The organism is Aneurinibacillus tyrosinisolvens (assembly GCF_001015055.1).
GTDB lineage: Bacteria > Bacillota > Bacilli > Aneurinibacillales > Aneurinibacillaceae > Aneurinibacillus_A > Aneurinibacillus_A tyrosinisolvens.
Window position 1 is genome coordinate 79,986 of record NZ_BBWZ01000010.1, and the last position, 23,041, is coordinate 103,026.

Consider the following 23,041-nt stretch of genomic DNA (forward strand, 5'->3'; position numbering starts at 1 on the left):
TGGTATAATGGCAGGGAGATGTTTGCTTTTGAAAGGAGTAAATTCCCTTGTTTATAAATAGTGAAGATGCATTAAAAGGCTTAAACCCGCAGCAGAGAGAAGCCGTGCTGGCCACGGACGGACCTCTGCTGCTTCTCGCCGGGGCGGGAAGCGGAAAGACGCGGGTGCTGACACAGAGGATCGCTTATCTGCTGAAAGAAAAAAGAATCACACCGTGGAATATACTAGCCCTTACATTTACAAATAAAGCCGCGCGCGAGATGAAAGACCGTGTTGCAGCTATTGTCGGCCCTGAAGCGGAAGACATCTGGATTTCCACGTTTCACTCGATGTGCGTGCGGATCTTGCGCCGCGACATCGACCGGATCGGCTACAACCGGAATTTTACGATTCTGGATGCCGGAGATCAGCTTTCTGTCGTGAAGCAGTGTGAGAAAGAATTAAACATTGATCCGAAAAAATATGACCCCCGCGCCGTACTCGGCATTATCAGCACAGCGAAGAATGAATTGAAGAGCCCGGAACAGCTTACCCAGGTGCCCGCAGGCCCGATCGAACAGATGGCATATAAGGTGTATGCGCTGTACCAGAAAAAGCTGAAGAGCAACAACTCGCTCGACTTTGATGATCTCATTATGAAAACGATCCAGCTCTTTAAAGAAGTTCCGGAAGTGCTGGGGTTCTACCAGAAGAAGTTCCAGTATGTGCACGTGGACGAGTACCAGGATACGAACCGGGCGCAGTACATACTCGTAAAGATGCTGGCCGAGCGTTTCCAGAACATCTGCGTCGTCGGTGATTCGGATCAGTCGATTTACAGCTGGCGTGGCGCTGATATTACGAACATCCTCAATTTTGAGAAGGACTACCCCGCTGCCAGGGCCATTTTGTTAGAGCAAAACTATCGCTCGACGAAAAAAATTCTCGAAGCAGCCAATAAAGTAATCGGCAACAATATAGGACGTAAGCCGAAAAACCTGTGGACGGAGAACGATGACGGGATTCCGATCCGGTATTATACGGCGGACAGCGAGCATTCAGAGGCGTACTTTATCGTGAATGAAATTCAGCATTCGATCCGCGAGGAAGGAAGAAACTACCGCGATGTCGCCATCCTTTACCGCACAAATGCCCAGTCCCGTGTGATAGAGGAAGTGTTCGTTAAATCGAACATTCCGTATAACATCGTCGGCGGCACGAAATTCTATGACAGGAAAGAAATTAAGGACATGCTGGCGTACCTGCGCCTTATTTCCAACCCGGATGATGATTTAAGCCTGACGCGCATCATTAATGTGCCGAAGCGCGGCATCGGTGCCAGCACCGTGGAGAAGATTGCTGCCTATGCCGCACAGCAGGGTATTTCCATGTACCACGCGATTCAGGAAATCGAGCAAATCGGATTGAGTGCAAGGCTGTCCGGCTTTGTGGCCGATTTTGCCAGGCTCATCCGCGATATGGAAGCGATGCAGGAATACTTGAGCGTCACGGAACTAACGGAAGAAATCTTGAAGCGGACCGGCTATAAGGATGAGCTTCGCAGAGAAGGGACGATTGAAGCGCGCAGCCGCCTGGAAAACATCGACGAATTTATTACTGTAACGATGGAGTTCGAGCGTACGAACGAGGACAAATCGCTCGTCGCGTTCCTCACTGACCTGGCGCTTGTTGCTGATATCGATAAGCTGGACGAGTCTGAAGAGGATAAGGGCAATTCCGTTGTGCTTATGACCCTGCACAGCGCTAAAGGGCTAGAGTTTCCTGTCGTCTTCCTTATCGGGATGGAGGAAGGGATATTCCCGCATTCCCGTGCGCTATTTGAAGAAGTGGAGATGGAGGAAGAGCGGCGCCTTGCTTACGTGGGCATTACGCGAGCGGAGCAGCAGCTGTTTTTAACGCGCGCGATGATGCGCACGTTATATGGTCAGACGAAAATGAACCCGCCGTCCCGCTTTATTGATGAAATTCCGGAGCACCTGCTGCAGCCGGAAGGAACGGTCCAGGAAAGACTCGCCGCGCGCAACAGCAGCTGGATGGGAATGGACAGCGGAAGAGCCGGCGCTGCAGACAGAGTTGTTTCCTTCCGCAGGGAGACGCCACGGGTAGAACCGCAATCCGTCAAAGGAGCGGATCTCTCCGAATCGTGGAGCACTGGCGATAAGGTGAAGCATGGCAAGTGGGGAACCGGTACAATTGTTACGACAAAGGGAAGCGGGCAGGACTTGGAGCTTACGATTGCCTTCCCGAATCCGGTCGGCGTAAAGAAACTGCTGGCCAAGTTTGCCCCGATTGAGAAAGCGTAGGAAAAGGAGCGGAACCAGGGATGGATCGAACGGAAGCGACTGCGCGCGTGGAAGAGCTGCGCCGGATTATTGAACAGCACAATTATTTGTACTATGTAAAAGACGACCCGCAAATCTCAGATTATGAGTGGGACCAGCTCATGCGGGAGCTCATTCAGCTCGAAGGAGAATTCCCCGAGCTTCTCACGCCGGACTCTCCGACGCAGCGGGTAGGCGCTACGCCGCTTGCGTTTTTTGAGAAGGTGGAGCACACCATTCCGATGCTCAGCCTGGCCAATGCCTTTGATGAACAGGATTTGCGTGATTTTGACCGGCGCGTACAGCAGGGCATCGGAACGGATGCCCCGATTGCCTACGTATGTGAGCTCAAAATCGACGGGCTGGCGGTTTCTCTCCGCTACGAAAATGGGCGTTTTGTCCGGGGAGCGACAAGGGGAGACGGCCGCACGGGCGAAGACATTACGCAAAACCTCCGGACGATCCGTTCGATCCCGCTCGCCTTTAATAAGCCGATGAGCTTCGAGGTTCGCGGGGAAGCGTATATGCCGCGCCGCGTTTTCGAGAGGGTGAACAAAGAGCGGGCAGAGAGGGGGGAACCGCTGTTTGCGAACCCGCGGAATGCGGCGGCCGGTTCCCTGCGCCAGTTGGATCCGAAAATCGCAGCTGAGCGCTCGCTTGATATTTTCCTTTACTCCATGGTCGGAGAAGAAGCGCTTCCTGCGGATTCGCACAGCGAAGCCCTGGCCCTTCTGGAGGAGCTCGGATTTAAGGTAAACCCGGAACGCCGGACGTTTGTCGGCATTGACGGGGTGATTGAGTTTATTGCCGGCTGGATAGAGAAACGGAGCCAACTCCCGTACGATATCGACGGCATGGTTGTGAAGGTGGACAGCTTTGCCTACCAGGAAGAGCTCGGATTTACGGCCAAAAGCCCGCGCTGGGCGATTGCGTATAAGTTTCCAGCTGAAGAAGCGGTGACCGTCCTGCGCGGCATTGAAATAACGGTGGGGCGCACGGGCGCTGTCACGCCGACGGCGATCCTCGATCCTGTTAGCCTTGCCGGGACAACCGTAAAACGCGCCTCCCTGCATAATGAGGATATGATTCGCGAAAAAGGCATTATGATCGGCGACCATGTTGTTGTGAAAAAAGCGGGCGACATCATTCCGGAAGTGGTGGAAGTAAAAACGGAGCAGCGGACGGGTGAAGAGCAGCCATACCATATGCCGACCCACTGCCCGGCCTGCGGCAGCGGACTCGTTCGCCTGGACGAAGAAGTGGCCCTGCGCTGCATTAATCCGCAGTGCCCGGCGCAAATCCGGGAGGGAATCATTCACTTTGTTTCCCGCAACGCCATGAATATTGAAGGGCTTGGGGAGAAGGTCGTTACACAGCTGTATGAGCACCAGCTTATTCGGGATGTGGCGGACCTGTATTACTTGAAGCGTGACGAACTGATTTCACTTGAAAGAATGGGCGAGAAATCAGTGGATAATATGCTGGCTGCCATCGAGAAGAGCAAAAACAATTCGCTGGAGCGCCTTCTTTTTGGCCTGGGCATCCGGTTTGTCGGGGAGAAAGCGGCCCGCCTGCTGGCCCGGCATTTCGGAACGATGGAAGCGCTGCAGGAAGCGTCTGAAGAGGAAATTCTCTCTATCCATGAAATCGGCACGAAAATAGCCGAGAGCATTGCTTTATACTTCTCCAAGCCGGAAGTAACGGAGACGTTGAACCGTTTGCGGGCTGCAGGGGTAAATATGACGTACAAAGGGCTGCGCCCCGAGGAAGTCGATCAGGATTCACCGTTTTCCGGTAAAACCGTTGTTTTAACCGGAACGCTTGAGCAAGTAACCCGCAAAGAGGCCCAGCAACTCATTGAGGGGAAGGGCGGAAAAGTATCAGGCAGCGTGAGCAAGAAAACGGATCTTGTTGTAGCGGGAGAGAGCGCCGGCTCCAAGCTGGAAAAAGCCAATGAGCTCGGCATCCAGGTTATTGATGAGCAGACTTTTATTGACTGGACAAAAGCATAATCATTGCAGAAGCTTCTCCTATTACAGGGGAAGCTTTTGTTCCTCATTGGCATGCGTGATAAATCTTATTCTTTTACGGCATGCTAAGCCTAACATGCTAAATTGAAGGCGGTTGTTCTATGCTAATCGTGCTCTTTTCCTTTCTTTTCAGCTTTTTTATCGTTCAGTTTCTCATGCCGTTTACCCGCAGGGTTGCCCTGCAATTCCGGCTTGTTGATAAACCGGGCGGCCGTAAAATCCACAACCAGCCCATCCCTCTCTCCGGTGGTCCGGCAGTATTTATCGGGATTGCCGTCACGCTTCTTCTCTTTATCCCCCAGAGTTATATGACCCCTATTCTGCTTGTCGGTGCACTTGCCCTTGGGATTGCCGGGTTAATCGACGATGCATACAAAGCCAAAGGAAAAGATTTTCCTGCATGGCCCAAGCTTGCGGCCCAGATTCTCACTGCATTGTTCGTCTACCAGAGCGGCATCGAATTATACGGAATTACAAACCCCATGCATATCGACGGATTTATCGTGTTTCCGGAATGGATCTCACTTCCGGCCACCATTCTATGGATTGTTAGCTTCATTAATATGTTTAACTTTATCGACGGTGTGGACGGGCTTGCCAGCGGCGTAAGCACGATCTCGGGGATTACGCTGTTTTTTATCGGATTCGTCAGAGGGCAGGCGGACATCCTGCTGCCGATCGCCGTTCTTGTCGGAGCGAGCGTTGCTTTTTTGCGCCATAACTTCCACCCGGCTACCGTGTTTTTAGGTGATACAGGATCGATGGTTCTCGGGTATATGCTGGCGGTCATTTCGCTGGCAGGCGCGATGAAAGGGGCGACCCTTGTGACAATCGGGGTAACATTGCTTGCGCTCGGCTTCCCTGTTCTCGACACGATCCAGGTTATGATTCGCCGGATTAAGGAAGGCAGCCCGGTCTATAAGGCAGACCGCAGGCATGTTCACCACCGGCTGCTGGCCAGCGGACTAACCCAACGCCAGACGGTATGGGTTGTTTATGCGATTAGTATTATTTTTTCTATGATTGCCATTGTATTGCTGTTCCTTACTATGTAGCTCCTTCCCTCCAAAACATTTCAATAAAAAAATTGATTGAAATGTTTGATTTCTAATGCTACGGTGCTTTTATAGGAGATTCGTACCGGGTAAAAACAAGTGTTACGAATTTTGCGGAGGGAAAAGCGATATGGGGAAGCAGCTTGAATGGTGGAGTTCACGCTTTGAGGATACAGCGCTGAATGATGAGCGCACCGGCATGCGGGAGAGCGGCTCCGGCCTCGGGCTTGCCATCTCCCAGCAAATCGTACAGCAGCACGGGGGAGAAATCGAACTGAACAGCACGCCGCATGAAGGGACAACGGTCACCATCCGCCTGCCGCTTCTGGCCTGGGATTAGTTGCGACTCCTCGCCTTCTCTGTTATTATCGTACGTAGATTTATAGAAGAACGGGAGGTGGAAAACATGAGTGCAATCTCACGTAATGAAGTTGAATATGTAGCAAAATTAGCCCGCCTGAACCTCACGGAGGAGGAGGCGGTAAAATATACGGAACAGTTGAACGGAATTCTTGAATTCGCCGGAAAGCTGAATGAATTGGATACAAGCGATGTCCCCCCTACGAGCCACGTATTGGATGTGTACAATGTCATGCGGGAAGACGAAGCCCGTCCATCGGCGAAGCGGGAAGACGTTCTGCGCAACGCGCCGGATGAGGAAGACGGACAGTTCAAAGTACCGGCTGTTATGGAGTAGAGAGGAGGAGTATACGTGTCGTTATTTCACAAGCGTTTAATGGAGATACACAGCGAGATTGACAGCGGCAGCCTTGCCGTATCTGATCTGGTACAGGCTTCTTTCGAGCGGATTGGCCAGGTGGAAGAGAAGGTGAAGGCGTTCATTTCGCTGGATGAAGAAAATGCCCGCCGCCGGGCGAAAGAATTGGACGAGCAGCAATCGAGAGGGGAGGAGAAAGGGCTTCTCTTCGGCCTGCCCGCCGGAATTAAAGATAACATCGTGACACAGAACGTAACAACAACATGCGCAAGCAAGCTTCTGGCGAATTACAAGCCGATTTATAACGCGTCTGTTATGGACCGCTTGCGTGCCGCGCAGTCTGTTATGGTCGGAAAAGCAAACATGGATGAATTCGCGATGGGAGGCTCTAATGAGAACTCCGGTTTCCACAATACATACAATCCATGGAATCTTGACTATGTTCCAGGCGGTTCCAGCGGCGGTTCTGCGGCGGCTGTAGCAGCCGGTGAAGTATATTATGCGCTGGGCTCCGATACGGGCGGATCGATCCGCCAGCCTGCCGCATTCTGCGGGGTTGTTGGCCTGAAGCGACATACGGGCTTGTGTCCCGTTTCGGCCTGGTAGCCTTTGCATCTTCTCTTGACCAAATCGGGCCCATTACGAAGAACGTTGAGGATTCTGCTTATGTGCTGCAGACGATTGCCGCGCACGATCCGTTTGACTCGACTTCCGCAGAAGTGGACATTCCCGATTACCTCTCTGCATTAACGGGAGACGTGCAGGGACTGCGGATTGGCGTGCCGAAAGAAATGATGGGTGAAGGAATCCATCCGGAAGTGAAAGAGAAAGTGACGGCAGCGTTAAAACTACTCGAAGGAATGGGTGCGATTGTAGAAGAGGTAACCCTTCCGCACACGGAATATGCGGTGCCGTCCTATTACATCATTGCTCCATCGGAAGCTTCCTCTAACCTTGCACGTTACGACGGCGTGCGTTACGGTGTGCGTGCCGACAATGCAGAAAACCTAATTGAGATGTACCGTGAAACGCGCAGCCAGGGATTCGGGCCGGAAGTAAAGCGCCGGATCATGCTGGGAACGTACGCGCTCAGTTCTGGCTACTATGATGCCTATTATAAAAAAGCGCAGCAGGTCCGCACGCTCATTAAGCGTGACTTCGATGAAGCGTTCGCGAAATACGATGTGCTCATTTCACCGACCGCGCCGACGACAGCTTTTAAAATCGGCGAAAAAGTGAACGATCCGCTCACGATGTACCTGGAGGATATTTGTACGATTCCTGTGAATCTGGCCGGCATTCCTGCCATCAGCGTGCCGTGCGGCTTTGCGTCTAACGGGCTGCCGGTAGGGCTGCAGATTATGGGAAAAGCATTTGATGAATCAACCATTCTGCGCGTTGCGCATGCGTACGAACAAAGCACCGAGCATCATAAAGCTCGGCCTGAGCTGTAGAGGGGGGACACGAAGCAATGGAATTTGAAACCGTCATTGGGCTTGAGGTTCACTCAGAACTATCAACCGAATCGAAAATTTTCTGCGGCTGTTCCACTGAATTCGGAGCGCCGCCGAATACACATACATGCCCGATTTGCCTTGGGCACCCGGGCGTGCTCCCGGTTTTAAACAAGCGGGCCGTTGAGTTTGCCATGAAAGCGGCGCTTGCGTTAAACTGCACGATCGGGGAAGAGAGCAAATTCGACCGGAAGAATTACTTCTATCCCGATCTTCCGAAGGCATACCAGATTTCCCAGTATGACAAGCCGATCGGCGAGAACGGCTGGATTGATATTGAAGTGAACGGACAGACAAAGCGAATCGGCATTACGCGCCTTCACCTGGAAGAGGATGCGGGCAAGCTAATCCATGCACCGGGAGGATATGCCACACTCGCTGATTACAACCGGGTCGGGACGCCGCTCGTCGAAATCGTCTCTGAGCCGGATCTTCGTTCACCAGAGGAAGCGCGCGCCTATCTGGAGAAGCTGAAAGCGATTCTGCAGTACTGCGAAGTTTCAGATGTGAAAATGGAAGAAGGGTCCCTGCGCTGCGATGCGAACGTCAGCCTTCGCCCCGCTGGCCAGCAGGAGTTCGGCATTCGTGCCGAGCTGAAAAACATGAACTCCTTCCGCAATGTTCAGCGCGGGTTGGAATACGAAGAAGTCCGCCAGGCGGAAATTCTGCGCGGCGGCGGACAGGTTGTCCAGGAAACGCGCCGCTGGGACGATGCCAACGGGCGCACGGTATCTATGCGCGGCAAAGAAGAAGCACATGATTACCGGTATTTCCCGGATCCGGATCTAATCAAGCTGAAAATTAACCAGGAATGGATCGAGGAAATTCGCTCGACGATTCCGGAGCTTCCGGATGCCCGCAAGGCACGCTATGTTTCTGACTTCGGTCTGTCGGAATATGATGCCGGCGTTATTACAATGTCCAAGGATACATCCGACTTCTTCGATGAAGCCGTGCAAACGGGTGCGGATCCGAAGGCAGTGTCCAACTGGGTGATGGGTGAACTGACGGGTTATCTCAATGCGAATCAGATTGAATTAAAAGATGTTAAAGTTACGCCGCAGGGTCTTGGTGAGTTGATTAAATTAATCGATAAAGGCACGATCAGCATCAAAATCGCGAAAACCGTCTTTAAGGAAATGATTGAAACCGGGAAATCACCGGATAAAATCGTGGAAGAGAAGGGGCTCGTGCAGATTAGCGATGAGGGCGAGCTGAAGAGGATCGTAGATGAGGTCATTGCAGCCAATCCGCAGTCTGTTGCTGATTTTAAAGCAGGGAAGGATAAGGCCATTGGGTTCCTTGTCGGCCAGTTGATGAAGGCGACAAAAGGAAAGGCCAATCCGGGTGTTGTAAACGAGCTGCTGCGGGATGCGTTAAATAAGTTATAAGATGATTAATCGTATCACGTAGAAAAGCCGGCCCCTCCAGGAGCCGGCTTTCTTCAGACACGAATTTCAATTTTACTAATACATGATATTGAGATATCGTAAAAGAAACGGAAAGAATAGAAAGGATAATTTTATTGGTGAGAAAATGAGTAGAAGAATACATTATGCCTGGGTTATATTAGCTGTCTCCTTTATCGGTGTTTTAGCTGCCCAAGGAGTGCGATACTCTTTTGGTGCCTTTATGGATCCGTGGGAGCAGGATTTTGCTTCCTCCAGAGGTACAGTTTCAGCCATTTCATTTTTAAGTTTCATTGTATTTGCACTATCACAGCCTATTGTCGGGAAGTTAATTGATCGGTTTGGAATTAGATTAATATTTTTGTCCAGTATGATTATTTTAGGTGTAGCAACTATTCTCAGCTTTTTCGCAACCTCGATTTGGCAATTGTTTTTTTTATATGGCATTATTTCTTCATTAGGATTCGGAGGAGCCTCAGGCGTAACAGCCTCTGTTGCTGTAACAAAGTGGTTTCATAAAAGGCAGGGATTGGCGTTAGGTATTGTTGAGGCTGGATTTGGGGCAGGACAAATGGTGTTGGTTCCCAGCTCCCTTCTTTTAATAAGCCAATTTGGCTGGAGAATGACAGTTCTTTTGCTGGGGGGAGGAGCAAAAGAAAAATAAAATAGAAACAAAGGAACTACCACTAGAAAAAATAACAGGACGAGTTCTTTTGTTTAATCGTGGATTTTGGTTTCTCATCATTCCATTCTTTGTTTGTGGATTTACAACCACTGGATTAATGGATACCCATCTTATTCCTTTTGCCCAGCATTGTGGGTTCTCTGTCTCTACTACGAGTGCTGCTGTAAGTTTATTAGCGGTATTTAATACAGCAGGAACGCTTGTAGCAGGGATTTTAGCTGATCGTTGGAACAATAGCAGATTGCTGGCTATCATTTATCTGGTTCGGGCTTTTACGCTTGCCTTCTTAGTGATCATGACAAGCAATCATGGACTTATGAGCATCTTTTTGGAGCATTCATGGTTACTTGTGCTATTTTCCATTTCCTTTGGCCTGGTTGATTTTTCAGTAGTAGCTCCTACTCTTAAGCTATTATCTAGTTATTTTCCAACAGGGGCCATTGGCATGGTTACAGGATTACTCTATATGAGCCATCAACTGGGATCTGCATTAGGTTCCTATCTTCCTGGAATATTATTTGACAAAACAAACAGCTATCAAATTTCATTTGAAATATCTTTTATCTTATTGATAATTGCAAGCATAGTGTCTGTGTGCTTCCCGAAAATTCAAGAATATAAGCAATTGAGCCGAGTATCGTAACAATACTTATCATAGAGATGTAAAACCGAAGACCTTCAGCTTTGAAGGTCTTTTGGTATGCTTATTGAACTACCCCATGACCAAGTGCGACATGACGATGATAATAATAATTTGAAACGTACCTTGAACAGCGGCGAGGATATTGTTTCTTTGATTTAAATGAAATATTTTCTGGATGTCAGGTTTTGCTTTTTGAAGCTCCAAATACGTTCGAATGGAATTAGGTAATAGGATACCCATTCCGGTAATCGCAAGAAACGTAATGATAACCAGTGCCGCCACGATCCAGGAACGTGCCGCGCTTTCCGGTGAAAGCATACCAAGCCAGTTAGCCATATACCATCCGGAGGTGCCTGTTGTGATGGCCAGGACAGGGAAATAAAGCATCGTTTTGGGTGTGAGCCCATAGCCATCAAGTTAAGGCTCAAAAACGAAAAGTTTTTGAGCCTTTTATCCATTCTTTATCTATAATCATTATTTTTTTCCATGCCAAAGAAACCTCTGTTCTTACCATTTTTATAATTCGCGATCAACCAACCTATCGTGAATCAACATGGCAAAGTTTCTAGAATATCAAGGGGACTGCTCTTTTTATCTCTCTTTGATTTTTTTCCATTTTTTCTAATGAGATCATACAGACCATCAAAAAAGGCCGTAATTTTTTCATGTGTTTCAAACAAGTGGAGATAAATCGTGGGTAACGCTTCTTTCACGATGTACATGGTTTTATATTCACTGATCTCCTTTCTCTCTTTTTGATAAAGGAGATTTCGTATTTTAAACGTAATCGTCGATGAAATCAGAATCGAAATGAGGGTACCGTATAAATGGCAATCCAATCGCTCTTTTTTCATTTTTTTAACCCGGTGAATCCGAAAAATCGACTTCCATACTTTAAACAGAATTTCAATTTGCCATGCAACGAATACAGTGGATAGACAGCTTCTTTCCCTATGTCTTCTGCGGATGTGTTGGTGATATAAGCGTAAATCGGGTGCGTTTGGCGATGTTTGGAGGTATGTTTCATCTTTTTTTGCCGCTGCTCCCACTTTTCCTCTCTGGCTCTTTCCTGTTGTTCGGTTAAACGATACAGAATGAGACGGGGTTGCGGCATTCTTTTTTGGCTGATATATACATTACGTACTTCCATGGTTTCTCCAGGTGCCAGCTCTTTCATGAAATCCTCCGCACATTTCGGTTCTTCTGTTCGGTCTTTGGTACGATATATTTTGACGTTATGCTTGACTCTGGAAATATAATATCCGCCTTGTTGATGAATGGCTTCGAGCCCTTCTAACGAGAAATATCCTAAATCACGGAGAAGTAAATCTCCTGGTTGTACGGTGTTTAGTAAGGCCGCAGCATACATGGCATCGTGTTCTTTCCCGTTTCGAATATCAAGATGGAGAAATTCACCTTGTTTCATTTCATACTCCACCTGAACTTTTAATGAAGGCTGCGCACAACCTTGATACCCTGTATCCGGATCATCCGTTGGCGTTTTAAAGCCGGTGGAATCGAGAATTCGAATCCGATGAAACGGTAGACTTTCTATGGGGAACAGGGAGTCTGAAAGCTGTTTCTGAAAAAGGGACTGAAACATCGCCTTAAGAAAAGCTACGGCTTGTTTATTAAACCGTTGATTCAAGGCTTCTCCTGTGATATTTACCTTTTTGACATCATACAAAGTAGCACATAACTGGCTTAACGGCTTCACGCCTGTTTCTTCGTTATAAAGAGCACATAAGGCGATAAAGTCCTCTGGTTTCATTTTTCGATTTCGCTTTTTAAAACCGTGCCGTACGGCGATTTCATTTACATATTCGGCAGAAAAAATTTGTTTGAACGTATGAACAAAAGGTATCCAATCTATCTTTTGAGGAGATAATGTAGGGCAAGACAAAGCAAAGACCATCCTTTCATTTTCAGCTTCACACTGAATAAGGATGGTCATTTTTTTGTCTTTTTATATCATGTTCTTAACTTGATGGCTATGGGGTGTGAGCCATTTAATCACAGCTCCTCGCTGCTCGGGTGACAGCCGCTTTCCCATAATTGGACCTAGAAAAAAGCCCATAAAAATATCTGCCCCTGTCCAAAGTACACCGGATAAAACATGCGTAAAATTAAGCAGCGAAAGATTGTGGCCAAGCAATGCGGCAGCCATAAGTGCCGGTAGGATCAAAACCCACCATGCCATTTTCCTTGCAAGGGACACATTTTCTTGCTGACCTATAGGTGCCATCTCAGGTGTTGTTTGCATGTCATTTTCACCTCCAGAAAGTTCTCGCTACACATACCGTTTCTATACCATAATGCTGATTTTTCGAATATATGCCTTTATCCTTTATAGCAGGAAATCAGATTTTTCATAGGTGGCTACCAAGCCGCCATTTGTCCATCCGTTCTTGGTTCGGTGCCTCCTGTTAACACACCGGTTTCAGGGTTTCTCCATATAATTTGTCCTCTCCCAAAACCATTGGAATCCTGTGCTCTTTTTATATGATGGCCCTTGCGGGAAAGAGCCTGGGCAATATAATCAGGGAAAGCGGGTTCCACTTCGATTACTTTGTCCTTCAACCATCGCCATCTTGGGCGGTCGAGAGCAGCTTGCGGATTTAACAGAAAATCAATCGTATTCATAATGACCTGTACATGCCCCTGGGGCTGCATGTAAGCTCCCATCACTCCGAACGGTCCAACAGGCTGATTATCTTTTGTTACAAATCCCGGGATAATCGTATGATACGTTTTCTTTCCTGGCTGCAGCGCATTCTCATGTTTTGGATTCAGGGAGAAATCCTTTCCCCGATTATGCAGGCTGATGCCTGTTCCGGGAACAACAAGCCCGGAACCGAATCCGTTGTAATTGCTCTGGATAAAAGAAACCATGTTGCCATCACCATCAGCCGTTGCTAAATACACGGTTCCGCCTGCGGCCGGGTTGCCCGCTTCTGGCTGCAGTGCTTCCTGTGTGATAAGCCCTCTTCTTTGCTTTGCATAAGATTCGGAGAGCAGCTGTTCCACAGACATGCTCATTCTGTCCGAATCGGTAATATACGTTACCCCATCGGCAAAGGCCAGCTTCATCGCTTCTATTTGTTTGTGATAGGTTTCCACGCTGTCTTTGTCGGCAAAATCAAACCCTTTTAATATGTTTAAGGCGATAAGGGCGACGAGGCCCTGTCCATTCGGCGGAATTTCCCAAACATCGTATCCACGGTAATTTACCTTAATAGGTTCCACCCATTGCGGATAGTAATCGGCTAAATCCTCTGCTGATAAAAATCCATCATACTTTTTGAAAAAGTCAATTATCTTTTCAGCCAGCTGACCGCGATAGAAAGACTCCCCCTTTGTCTCTGCGATGGAATGCAGCGTTTCGGCATGGGCAGGTGAACGCCACATCTGGCCGATTTCCGGCGGCTTGTCACCAGGGGCAAAAACGTTAAACCAGTTGGCAAATTCCTCGCCTTTTACATTCGATTTAAATGTATGAAAGGCGGATTTCCAGTACTGTCCAAGCGTAGGAGAGAGAGGGAATCCCTCTTCGGCATATTGGATAGCAGGGCGTAAAACTTCAGTAAGAGGAAGCTTGCCAAAGCGTTCGGATAAGGCAGCCCACGCTGAGGGAGCACCGGGAACGGTTACAGGAATAAGGCCGTATTTTGGCATGTCTGTGTAGCCGGCTTTTTGCAAAGCTTCGACGGAAATGCTTTTTGGGGCGGGACCGCTGGCATTTAGGCCGTGCAGCGTTCCTTCTGTCCAAACGAGGGCGAAGGCATCTCCGCCAATCCCGTTAGAGGTTGGCTCGACAACGGTTAAACAGGCAGCTGTCGCGATCGCTGCATCGATTGCATTCCCTCCTTTTTTAAGAATTTCCAATCCTGCTTGTGCAGCAAGCGGCTGGGACGTACCGACCATGCCTTTGCTGGAATAGACGGCATTTCTTCTGGATGCATAAGGGTAAAATAACGGATCATAGTTTATCATTGCAAGCGCCTTCTTTCTCTATAAACTCTTATTAAGATTCGTCTGCTTCCATGTCCGGAACAAGAAAATCAAAGTCACAGCCTTCGTTCGCTTGCAGAACATGGTTTTGATAGAGGCGGGTATAACCGCGGCTTGCGATGACAGGCGGCTTCCATTCAGCCCGCCTTTTCTCCAGTTCTTCTTCGTCTACAAGCAGTTCGAGCTTCCGGTTCTCGACATCCAAGTCGATCATATCACCGTTTCGAACGAGTCCAAGCGGCCCTCCGATAACAGCTTCAGGAGCAACATGGAGAACGACAGTGCCAAACGCAGTTCCGCTCATTCTCGCATCGGAAATTCGAACCATATCACGGACACCTTCCCGCAGAAGCTTTTCCGGTATCGGCAGCATCCCGGCTTCCGGCATTCCGGGCGCTCCAACCGGGCCTGCATTTTGCAGGACAAGAATATCCTCAGCGCTGACTTCAAGGTGAGGATCATGGATTCTAGCTTCCAAATCCTGAGTCGAGGTAAATACGACAGCTCTTCCCCGGTGCTTAAGGAGCGCAGGAGAAGCAGCTTTTGGCTTAATGATAGCGCCGTCCGGAGCCAGGTTTCCCCGCAGGACAGCAATCCCGCCATCTTTATGTAAAGGATCATCAAAAGGTTTTATAATATCCCGGTATACTTCGGAGATTTTTATATCTTTAATATTTTCCCCTATGGTTTTCCCTGTCACCGTCATCTCGTTAAGGTGGAGCAGGGATTCAAGTTCTTTTAGCAGAGCAGGGGTTCCGCCGGCACGGGAAAAATCCTCCATCTGGTATTTTCCGGCAGGGCGAAGATTACCGATGAATGGAGTTGTTCTTCCTAACTCGTCAAACCATTCTAGAGGAAGATCGATTTTTAAACGCCTTGCGATTGCGATAAGGTGAATCACCGCATTGGTAGAACCGCCAACAGCCATTAAAGCCCGGATCGCATTTTCAAACGCGTTTTTTGTCATGATTTTTGAAGGGGTTAATTCTTTTTCTACGAGTTCAACCATTTTCTTCCCGGTTTCCTGTGCAAGTTGAAGGCGCCGGTTATGTGTAGCAGGAACAGCGGCGGCTCCCGGGAGCATCATCCCCATCGCTTCTGCACATACTGCAATCGTACTTGCACTGCCCATCACCATACAATGGCCTGCAGTAGGGGCAAGTTCTGCGTTGATTTTTGACAACTCTTCTTCGCTAATTTTCCCTGCCCGGTATTCCTGCCAGTAGTACCGGCAGTCGGAGCAGGCACCAAGGGTTTTCCCCTCGTATTCCCCGTTGGCCATCGGGCCGCCTGTAAACATAATGGCCGGGATGTCGGCGCTTGCTGCACCCATAAGCTGCGCAGGCGTCATCTTGTCGCATCCGCCGATTAATACGACCCCATCCAGCGGCTGGGCTTTAATCATTTCTTCCGTATCCATTGCTGCAAGGTTTCGATAGAGCATCGTAGTAGGGCTCGTAAAGATTTCGCCCAGGGATATCGTCGGGAATTCAAGCGGAATGCCTCCGGCCATTAAGACGCCTCGTTTAATCGCTTCGACAATAGGGCCGAAGTGGGTGTGGCAGCGATTAATTTCACTTTCTGTATTACAAATACCGATAATAGGCTTGTTGAAATCTGCCTCATCAAAACCGAGATGGCGGTTGAAAGCTCTCCGTATAAATATGCTAAAGCCAGCATCGCCATATGAAGTAAGGTTTTTTCCCTGATTCGACAACATAATTCCTCCCGATCATTTTAATTGCGGAACAATAGGCAATACAGCTAAATTAATTTAGTATGGTCAGACCAATCATAAAGAAAGCAGACAAAATCTTTTTCTTACTTTATCATAATAAAAAAAATAATTGAATAACTGTTTAAAATATTTTAATAATTGTATTTACAAGCTTCAATTCGTTTGATATGGTAGTAGTAACATAAAAATAAATCGGGTGTAGAACTGTAAAGTCTGCCACACTTTCTTACCGTTAGTGTTACACGCAGATTAGAAACCAGTTTGTCCTAACCGCATGAAGGCTTTTTACTTTGTGTCGTGAAGGGGAACTGGTTTTTTTATGTGTAAGAAAGGAGGCAGGCCGTGAGCAAAGCATTGGAAGGAATTAAAGTGATTGACTTGACACGCGTACTCGCCGGCCCTTACTGCACGATGATTCTCGGTGATTTAGGTGCGGAAGTAATTAAAATCGAAGGGCCAGGAGGAAGCGATGAAACAAGGGGCTGGGGACCGCCGAATATTGGGGGAGAAAGCGCCTACTACTTATGTGCAAACCGAAACAAACGAGCGATGACGCTTAACCTGAAAACAAGTGCAGGGAAAGAGATTTTGAAGGAACTTATCAAAGACGCGGATGTCATCATCAACAATTTTAAAACCGGCACAATGGAAAAGTGGGGACTTGGATATGAAGTGCTGTCCGCGCTTAACCCCCGTTTAATCTATGCTTCCATAAGCGGCTTTGGCCATACAGGGCCTTACAAAAACGAGCCGGGATACGATTACATCGTACAGGCTATGGGTGGATTGATGAGCATTACCGGCAGCCAGGAGTCAGGGCCGATGAAAGTAGGCGTTGCAATTACAGACATCGCCACCGGGTTGTACACGGCCATTGGAATTCTGGCCTCCTTGCAGGAGAGACTGCGATCAGGCATAGGCCAGGCCATTGATCTTGCGCTGTTTGATTCTCAAATTTCACTGCTTGCCAATGTTGCAAGCAATTATCTTGTATCAGGCGTTGTTCCTAAAAGATATGGGAATGAGCATCCGAACATTGTTCCTTACCAAACCTTTGCGGCACTGGATGGAGACATGGTGGTAGCGGTCGGCAATGATCAGCAGTTTGCAAAGCTCTGCACGATTCTGAACAGGCCGGAATGGCCGGAAGATGTACGCTTTGCGACCAATCCGATGCGGGTGGCAAACCGCCAGGAGCTTTGCAGCCTTTTACAGGAAGAATTCCAAAAGCAGGTAATAGAGGATTGGCTGTTTGCACTTAAACAGTCCGGCATACCGTGCGCGCCGATTTATAACATGGAGCAATTGTTTGCCGACCCGCAGGTAGAAGCGCGTGGAATGAAGGAGGAAATCAACCATCCAACAGCAGGAAAGGTTCCGCTCGTCGGCAGCCCGCTAAAATTATCACGGACGCCGGTTTCGATTCGGAAGCACCCGCCGCTCGCCGGTGAGCATACGATCGAAATTTTAACGGAACACGGGTTTTCCCAGGCTCAAATTGATACGTGGATAGAAGAAGGAACAATAGATGCTTTATCAGCCATTGAAACTAAAAAAGTAGGAGGAGATGTACGATGATGAATTTTGGGTTGAGTGAGGAGCAGGAAGCAGTAAGAAAGATGGTGCGCAGTTTTGTGGATAAGGAAATTAACCCTTTTATCCAGGAATGGGATGCAAACTACCATTTTGAAACCGGTATCATGAGACGATTGGCTGACCTTAATTTGATGGGAGTTTGTATTCCTGAAGAATATGGCGGAAGCGGTATGGATTACAATACGCTGGCTATTGTTTGTGAGGAGCTGGAACGGGGAGACACGGCGTTTCGGACCGCAGTATCTGTTCATACAGGATTAAACAGCATGACCCTTCTGCAGTGGGGCAATGAAGAGCAGAAGCAAAAGTATTTGGTGCCGCAGGCGACAGGAGAGAAAATCGGAGCATTCGGCCTTACCGAACCGAATGCAGGTTCCGATGTCGCGGCGATGCAGACGACAGCTGTCCGCGATGGAGATTCTTATATTTTAAACGGGCAAAAAACATGGATTTCCCTTTGTGATGTAGCCGACCATTTCCTCGTATTTGCCTATACGGACAAAGAGAAGAAGCATAAAGGAATCAGTTGCTTTATTGTAGAGCGTACGTTTGAAGGATTTTCTTCCAAAGCGATTAAAGGAAAACTGGGAATACGCGCCGGAAATACAGGCGAAATCTTCTTCGATGATGTTCGTATTCCTGCGGAGAATTTGCTTGGTGAAGAAGGGGAAGGGTTTAAAATTGCGATGGCAGCCCTCGATAACGGACGTTTTACCGTTGCGGCAGGAGCGTGCGGCCTGATTAACGCCTGCCTGGAAGAAAGCCTCAAGTACTGCCACGAACGGAGTACATTCGGCAAGGAAATCGGAAAGCACCAGCTTGTTCAGCAAATGATTGCGAAGATGGCAGCGGGATTGGAAACGTCACGGCTGCTCGTCTACCGTGCAGGCTGGCTGAAAAATCAGGGAAAACGCAATACAAAGGAAACATCCCTGGCTAAATGGCAGGCATGCGATGCTGCATTTGAGGCTGCGTGTGATACTGTTCAAATTCATGGGGCCTATGGCTATTCCAATGAGTATCCCGCAGAGCGCTTTATGCGTAATGCGAAGGCGCCGGTTATTTATGAGGGAACAAGAGAAATCCATACCGTTATGCAGGCTGAATATGCGCTTGGCTACCGCCAGGATAGAACGCTGCGCAAAATGCTGCCGGCGTGGCCTTTTGAAGAAGAACCAGTTGAAGTATAAACTTTAAAAGTTTTAAAGATAAACGAAATGCCGGCAAGGAATGGGGCAGCAGATAACTTGAAGTCTCGCTGCCCTCATGCCGCGGATAAAAGCATAAGAAAGTCTGCTGTTTTTCCCCGATTCCCTGCCAAAAGGGCATCCCTGAACACCGAAAAATCAAATGGCTTTTCTTTGGCCAAGAAGTAACCGTTTTCATTTAATAGCTCAAAGGTATGGGAGAACAAACTAACATAGTACGGATTCGAAAGCTGTTCACCCAGACTCGTAATCAACACCATAAATTTGTTCCAAAAAGGATCCGTTTCCCCATCATTGGGCATAGGAAAAGTTATACAGCCGGTTTTCATCTTTTCTAAAGACAGGAACACAATTTTCTCAACGCACATGAGCGCAATCTCAAAGTACCTATCCAACTCGACGGCTTCGATTTTATGGTTTAAAACATGGCCAGGGATGAGAAACGAAGGAGGAGAGGATACAAAAGTTCCTTCACCCTGCCTGGAACTCAAATATCCAAGCAGCTCAAGAATCCGCAATCCTTCTCTTATTGAAGAGCGGCTTACCTGAAGTGATTCGCTCAATTGCCTTTCGGTAGGAAGTTTTGAATTTGGGCTGAGTTTTCCAAACGTAATAAAGTCGACAATTTGCCTTGTCACTTGTTCAAACATTCTCGGAATGGCCCGGACGTGATAATTTTTATTCATCGTATACAACAACTCCTGTAAATGTTTTTAGCGGGTATAGTCCAATACTATAGCTACCCAGGAGAAAAGTGCAATTATATTTTTTAGAAAATATAAAATATTCGATTGACATATCTTTAAAGATTATTTATATTTTAGTATATTCGGAAATCTGTATATAAAAATAACGTGTTTTCTCAAAAAATGATGATAAATCGCCTGCATAGTTGTGCAAAAAAAAAAGAAAGGAGTGAATGTGGTCAGACCATACTAATTTGGTAACTTTGTATTTGGCAACAAAATGATAGCTGCCTGGGGTGATGCTTTTGAGTGACTTGAAATTAATGGTGAATAACGAGGAAAAAGTTGCTCTTGTGATTGACAGGTCCGACAATGTGGCCGTTGCGCTGTCTGACATGAAAGAAGGAGATGTGTGTACGGTACGGATAGAAAATCGGACAGAAAAAATAACAGTCAAACACAATATCGATTTTGGCCACAAAATTGCGCTTTTCCCTCTCAAAAAGGATGAAAGCGTATATAAATACGGTGAGGAAATCGGGAAACTAAACACTCCTGTAGACAGAGGGGAATGGATACATTCTCACAACATGTACTGTGAAAGGGGGATGAAGGATGGGGGATAAGTTTTTAGGATATCGCCGGAAGGATGGCACCGTAGGCGTTAGAAACCTTATTGCGATTATCCCGTCTGTCTTCTGTTCCGGTAAGGTTGCAGAGAGAATTGCCTATCAGGTACCCGGTTCCGTCTACTTTCGGCATCCGGTAGGCTGCAGCCAGGTTGGTGAAGACCTGGAAGTAACCGCACGGACATTAATCCAAATTGGCAAAAATCCCAATTTCGCAGGTGTAGTCGTAGTTGGCCTGGGGTGTGAGCGATTCTCCCCGTATGAACTGGCAGATGGGATTGCCTCGGTAAATAAAATGCTGGAGACAGTCGTCATTCAGGAAGAAGGCGATTCGCTGGCCGCCATCCAACAGGGGGCAAGGTTTGCAAGGGAGATGCAGCAGGCAGCTTCCCGGCAGCAGCGCGAAGAAGCGGATGTAAGCGAATTAATTATCGGGTTAAACTGCGGGGGGTCAGATACGACTTCAGGCCTCATCGCCAATCCGGCGCTCGGCATCGCTTCCGATCGGATTGTGGCACAGGGCGGTACATCGATTTTAAGTGAAATTACAGAATTAATAGGAACGGAACATATTCTTGCCAGGAGAGCCAGCAATGAACAAGTGGCACAGGATATTATGGATACGATTTACCGTACGGAAAGGAAGCTGGAGAGACAAACGATGAATTCAAGCAACGAGAATCGAAAACACCTTATTTCTAAAGGGAACTATGATGGCGGATTATCCAGTGTGGTAGAGAAGTCTCTGGGCAGCATGAAAAAATCGGGCAATGCCCCCTTTAGCGGAGTGATTCGGTACGCGGAAAAGCCGCTAACAACAGGCTTGTTCTTAATGGACTCGCCAGGACACGACGGTGAAGTGACAACGGGGCAGGTAGCCGCGGGCGCCCAGATTATTTTGTTTCCCACAGGCAGGGGAACGCCAACCGGTTTTCCAGGGGTTCCTGTCATAAAAATAACAGGGAATCCGAAAACATATGAAAAAATGAAAGAAAATATTGATATCAATGCGGGAACCGTGATAACCGATGGGAAGAGTTTAGACGAAATCGGTGAACAGATTTACCAGGAGATTCTGGAAGTTGCTTCAGGGAAGCTCGCTAAGGCAGAAATATTGGGACATGATGAACAATTCTGTGTCACGAGATTGCCCTAGCCGGAAACCATTAATGAAATGATGAAATATTTTAAAGCGCTTACAGGGGAGATGAAATAGTTTAATTTGCTCACCTGTTTGTATTTTTATCTTGGCAGTCTATTAATTATTAATTGGGGGTCTGGAAATGAACAAGGTTTTAGTTGGAATCATGGCAGCGACATTATCGTTAACTACACTATTAACAGGATGCGGGAGCACGGGCAGTGCTGGTGGCGGCACGGCTGCTACTGCAGGCAAGACAGAGCCGTCGGCCAAGGAGCAGAATTACGTAACGATCGCGACAGGCGGAAGCTCCGGTGTTTATTACACACTTGGCGGGGCGCTCGCTAAGCTTTATAAAGACAAACTGGGGTATAATGCTTCAGCGCAATCTACCGGCTCTTCTGTAGAAAATATAAATCTCGTATCAAGCAAGAAAGTAGATATGGCATTCGTTATGTCTGACGTTACAGTAGAAGCTGATACAGGCAAGGGGAATTTTGAAAAGAACGGCCCTGTGAAAAACATCAAGGCCATGGGCGGCCTGTATATGAACTACGTTCACGTTATCACGCTGAACAACCCTGACATTAAGTCGATTGCTGACTTGAAGGGCAAGAGAATCGGTGTGGGAGCTCCAAACAGTGGAACAGAAGTAAATGCCCGGATGGTGCTGGCCGGATACGGAATGAGCTATAAGGACGTTAAGCCTGACTACTTATCGTTTGCGGAATGTGTGGAACAGCTGAAGAATGGAACGATTGATGCCGCATTCATGACGTCAGGGCTGGGTACTTCCGCGGTTATCGATTTGCAAACTGCAGGAACCGTAGGACTTGTGCCAATTGAGCCCGCCAAAATCGAAGAAATGAAGAAAGCGAACAAAGCCGTTATCCAGAGCGACATCCCGGCTGGAACGTACAAGAATGACAAGCCTGTTACTACAGTCGCTATGAAAAACATCCTGATTGTACGTGATGACTTCTCCGAAGAGCAGGTATACAAGATGACAAAAGCATTCTTTGAGAGCCTGAATGAGCTGGCGACCGCTCATAAGACGGCAAAAGAAATCGATGCGAAACAGGCCGGAAAGGATCTTGTAATCCCGCTTCACCCTGGTGCAGAGAAGTACTTTAAAGAAGTAGGAGGACTATAATTATTGGGTGATAAAGGAGGGATGAGGATAACGAGGAGGATGGCAAAACGCTTCCTGATTTTTGCAGCACTGCTCCTGCTCGTTATCCCGCGCCCTTTCTTAATTCTAAAAGACTTCAAATCACAGACTTCTTATGCGCAAATCCCTATTGAGAGAGATACCCGCTTTACTGTGGAATGGACTCACTCTGTAGAGAAAACACCGTGGAGGGAAACGTATGTAGCGGGATGGCCGCATGGGGTTAAATTAATTGAAACATCGTTTCGCTCCTATGGTGCAGGGGTACCGGCCGACACGGGTGTAGAAACGAAGGTAGTTAATGGCTGGATTACAGCAGAGCTTTCAGAACAAAGGGAACAGGTTATTTATTTGATTTCAAGGAAGGATTATAAGTTAATCATCGGACCGAAAACCATTGTTTTAACAAAATTAGTTCCTCGGTATACCTCTCTGGAAATAACGGCTGCCTGGCGTTTATGGTGGTGGGACCTATTAATAAACTGA

At 47.8% G+C, this 23,041-nt stretch carries 20 protein-coding genes and 1 pseudogene; 15 read left to right on the forward strand and 6 right to left on the reverse strand.

The genetic code is table 11. From position 1 onward, the window contains the following. The first annotated feature begins 47 nt into the window (after nucleotides 1-47). The 9 genes and pseudogenes from pcrA (at nucleotide 48) to MBEAL2_RS32830 (ending at nucleotide 10,375) form a co-directional block, all read left to right on the forward strand. Nucleotides 48-2,303, forward strand: a complete 2,256-nt coding sequence (pcrA, locus tag MBEAL2_RS11610; RefSeq protein WP_047152468.1) for a DNA helicase PcrA — start codon at nucleotides 48-50, stop codon at nucleotides 2,301-2,303. Nucleotides 2,304-2,323: 20 nt separating this feature from the next. Next, nucleotides 2,324-4,333 (forward strand): NAD-dependent DNA ligase LigA, encoded by a 2,010-nt coding sequence (gene ligA, locus MBEAL2_RS11615; protein WP_047152469.1) that lies wholly within the window; start codon nucleotides 2,324-2,326, stop codon nucleotides 4,331-4,333. 119 nt (nucleotides 4,334-4,452) lie between these two features. Beyond that, nucleotides 4,453-5,406 (forward strand): MraY family glycosyltransferase, encoded by a 954-nt coding sequence (locus tag MBEAL2_RS11620; protein WP_047152470.1) that lies wholly within the window; start codon nucleotides 4,453-4,455, stop codon nucleotides 5,404-5,406. Between the two features lie 130 nt (nucleotides 5,407-5,536). Continuing rightward, nucleotides 5,537-5,746 (forward strand): ATP-binding protein, encoded by a 210-nt coding sequence (locus MBEAL2_RS11625; protein ID WP_047152471.1) that lies wholly within the window; start codon nucleotides 5,537-5,539, stop codon nucleotides 5,744-5,746. 66 nt (nucleotides 5,747-5,812) lie between these two features. Next, nucleotides 5,813-6,103 carry an Asp-tRNA(Asn)/Glu-tRNA(Gln) amidotransferase subunit GatC gene (gene gatC, locus MBEAL2_RS11630; RefSeq protein WP_047152472.1) on the forward strand — a complete coding sequence of 97 codons (291 nt, stop codon included), beginning with the start codon at nucleotides 5,813-5,815 and terminating at the stop codon, nucleotides 6,101-6,103. A 15-nt stretch (nucleotides 6,104-6,118) separates the two neighbouring features. Further along, nucleotides 6,119-7,578: pseudogene (gene gatA / locus MBEAL2_RS11635) on the forward strand (Asp-tRNA(Asn)/Glu-tRNA(Gln) amidotransferase subunit GatA). Between the two features lie 17 nt (nucleotides 7,579-7,595). Then, a complete protein-coding gene (gatB, locus tag MBEAL2_RS11640) occupies nucleotides 7,596-9,029 on the forward strand; it encodes an Asp-tRNA(Asn)/Glu-tRNA(Gln) amidotransferase subunit GatB (RefSeq protein ID WP_047152473.1) in 1,434 nt (477 codons plus the stop codon). Nucleotides 9,030-9,174: 145 nt separating this feature from the next. Continuing rightward, the gene (locus MBEAL2_RS32825; RefSeq protein ID WP_269082469.1) at nucleotides 9,175-9,711 is read left to right on the forward strand and encodes an MFS transporter; all 537 of its coding nucleotides are present in this window, start codon (nucleotides 9,175-9,177) and stop codon (nucleotides 9,709-9,711) included. Between the two features lie 31 nt (nucleotides 9,712-9,742). Beyond that, nucleotides 9,743-10,375: an MFS transporter gene (locus MBEAL2_RS32830; RefSeq protein ID WP_269082472.1), complete on the forward strand. Its 633-nt coding sequence runs from the start codon at nucleotides 9,743-9,745 to the stop codon at nucleotides 10,373-10,375. 69 nt (nucleotides 10,376-10,444) lie between these two features. Here MBEAL2_RS32830 and MBEAL2_RS11650 read toward each other — a convergent pair whose 3' ends face one another. The 5 genes from MBEAL2_RS11650 to MBEAL2_RS11670 form a co-directional block, all read right to left on the reverse strand. Further along, nucleotides 10,445-10,711 (reverse strand): hypothetical protein, encoded by a 267-nt coding sequence (locus MBEAL2_RS11650; protein WP_152667773.1) that lies wholly within the window; start codon nucleotides 10,709-10,711, stop codon nucleotides 10,445-10,447. A gap of 514 nt (nucleotides 10,712-11,225) precedes the next feature. Next, complete coding sequence (locus tag MBEAL2_RS11655; protein ID WP_161798204.1) at nucleotides 11,226-12,278, reverse strand: IS4 family transposase; 1,053 nt, start codon at nucleotides 12,276-12,278, stop codon at nucleotides 11,226-11,228. Nucleotides 12,279-12,341: 63 nt separating this feature from the next. After that, complete coding sequence (locus MBEAL2_RS11660) at nucleotides 12,342-12,638, reverse strand: hypothetical protein (protein ID WP_052947675.1); 297 nt, start codon at nucleotides 12,636-12,638, stop codon at nucleotides 12,342-12,344. A 116-nt stretch (nucleotides 12,639-12,754) separates the two neighbouring features. Further along, nucleotides 12,755-14,368 carry a gamma-glutamyltransferase family protein gene (locus tag MBEAL2_RS11665; protein ID WP_047152474.1) on the reverse strand — a complete coding sequence of 538 codons (1,614 nt, stop codon included), beginning with the start codon at nucleotides 14,366-14,368 and terminating at the stop codon, nucleotides 12,755-12,757. Between the two features lie 31 nt (nucleotides 14,369-14,399). Then, on the reverse strand, nucleotides 14,400-16,106 hold the full coding sequence (locus MBEAL2_RS11670) for an IlvD/Edd family dehydratase (RefSeq protein WP_047152475.1): 1,707 nt from the start codon (nucleotides 16,104-16,106) through the stop codon (nucleotides 14,400-14,402). Nucleotides 16,107-16,466: 360 nt separating this feature from the next. On the opposite strand from MBEAL2_RS11670, the gene MBEAL2_RS11675 reads away from it, so the two are divergent. Next, complete coding sequence (locus tag MBEAL2_RS11675) at nucleotides 16,467-17,702, forward strand: CaiB/BaiF CoA transferase family protein (protein WP_047152476.1); 1,236 nt, start codon at nucleotides 16,467-16,469, stop codon at nucleotides 17,700-17,702. Next, entirely contained in the window at nucleotides 17,702-18,910 is a 1,209-nt protein-coding gene (locus MBEAL2_RS11680; protein ID WP_047152539.1) for an acyl-CoA dehydrogenase family protein, read from the forward strand. Before MBEAL2_RS11675 ends, MBEAL2_RS11680 begins: the two co-directional genes overlap by 1 nt. 74 nt (nucleotides 18,911-18,984) lie before the next feature. Here the strand turns inward: MBEAL2_RS11680 and MBEAL2_RS11685 are convergent, their stop codons facing one another. Further along, nucleotides 18,985-19,614 carry a FadR/GntR family transcriptional regulator gene (locus MBEAL2_RS11685; RefSeq protein WP_047152477.1) on the reverse strand — a complete coding sequence of 210 codons (630 nt, stop codon included), beginning with the start codon at nucleotides 19,612-19,614 and terminating at the stop codon, nucleotides 18,985-18,987. Between the two features lie 305 nt (nucleotides 19,615-19,919). On the opposite strand from MBEAL2_RS11685, the gene MBEAL2_RS11690 reads away from it, so the two are divergent. The 4 genes from MBEAL2_RS11690 to MBEAL2_RS11705 all read left to right on the forward strand — a co-directional run bounded on the left by MBEAL2_RS11690 (nucleotide 19,920) and on the right by MBEAL2_RS11705 (nucleotide 23,041). Further along, complete coding sequence (locus MBEAL2_RS11690; RefSeq protein ID WP_439644859.1) at nucleotides 19,920-20,240, forward strand: UxaA family hydrolase; 321 nt, start codon at nucleotides 19,920-19,922, stop codon at nucleotides 20,238-20,240. Then, nucleotides 20,230-21,399 (forward strand): UxaA family hydrolase, encoded by a 1,170-nt coding sequence (locus tag MBEAL2_RS11695; protein ID WP_047152478.1) that lies wholly within the window; start codon nucleotides 20,230-20,232, stop codon nucleotides 21,397-21,399. Before MBEAL2_RS11690 ends, MBEAL2_RS11695 begins: the two co-directional genes overlap by 11 nt. A 127-nt stretch (nucleotides 21,400-21,526) precedes the next feature. Then, nucleotides 21,527-22,537, forward strand: a complete 1,011-nt coding sequence (locus MBEAL2_RS11700) for a TAXI family TRAP transporter solute-binding subunit (protein ID WP_047152479.1) — start codon at nucleotides 21,527-21,529, stop codon at nucleotides 22,535-22,537. 3 nt (nucleotides 22,538-22,540) lie between these two features. Continuing rightward, a complete protein-coding gene (locus tag MBEAL2_RS11705; protein ID WP_047152480.1) occupies nucleotides 22,541-23,041 on the forward strand; it encodes a DUF1850 domain-containing protein in 501 nt (166 codons plus the stop codon).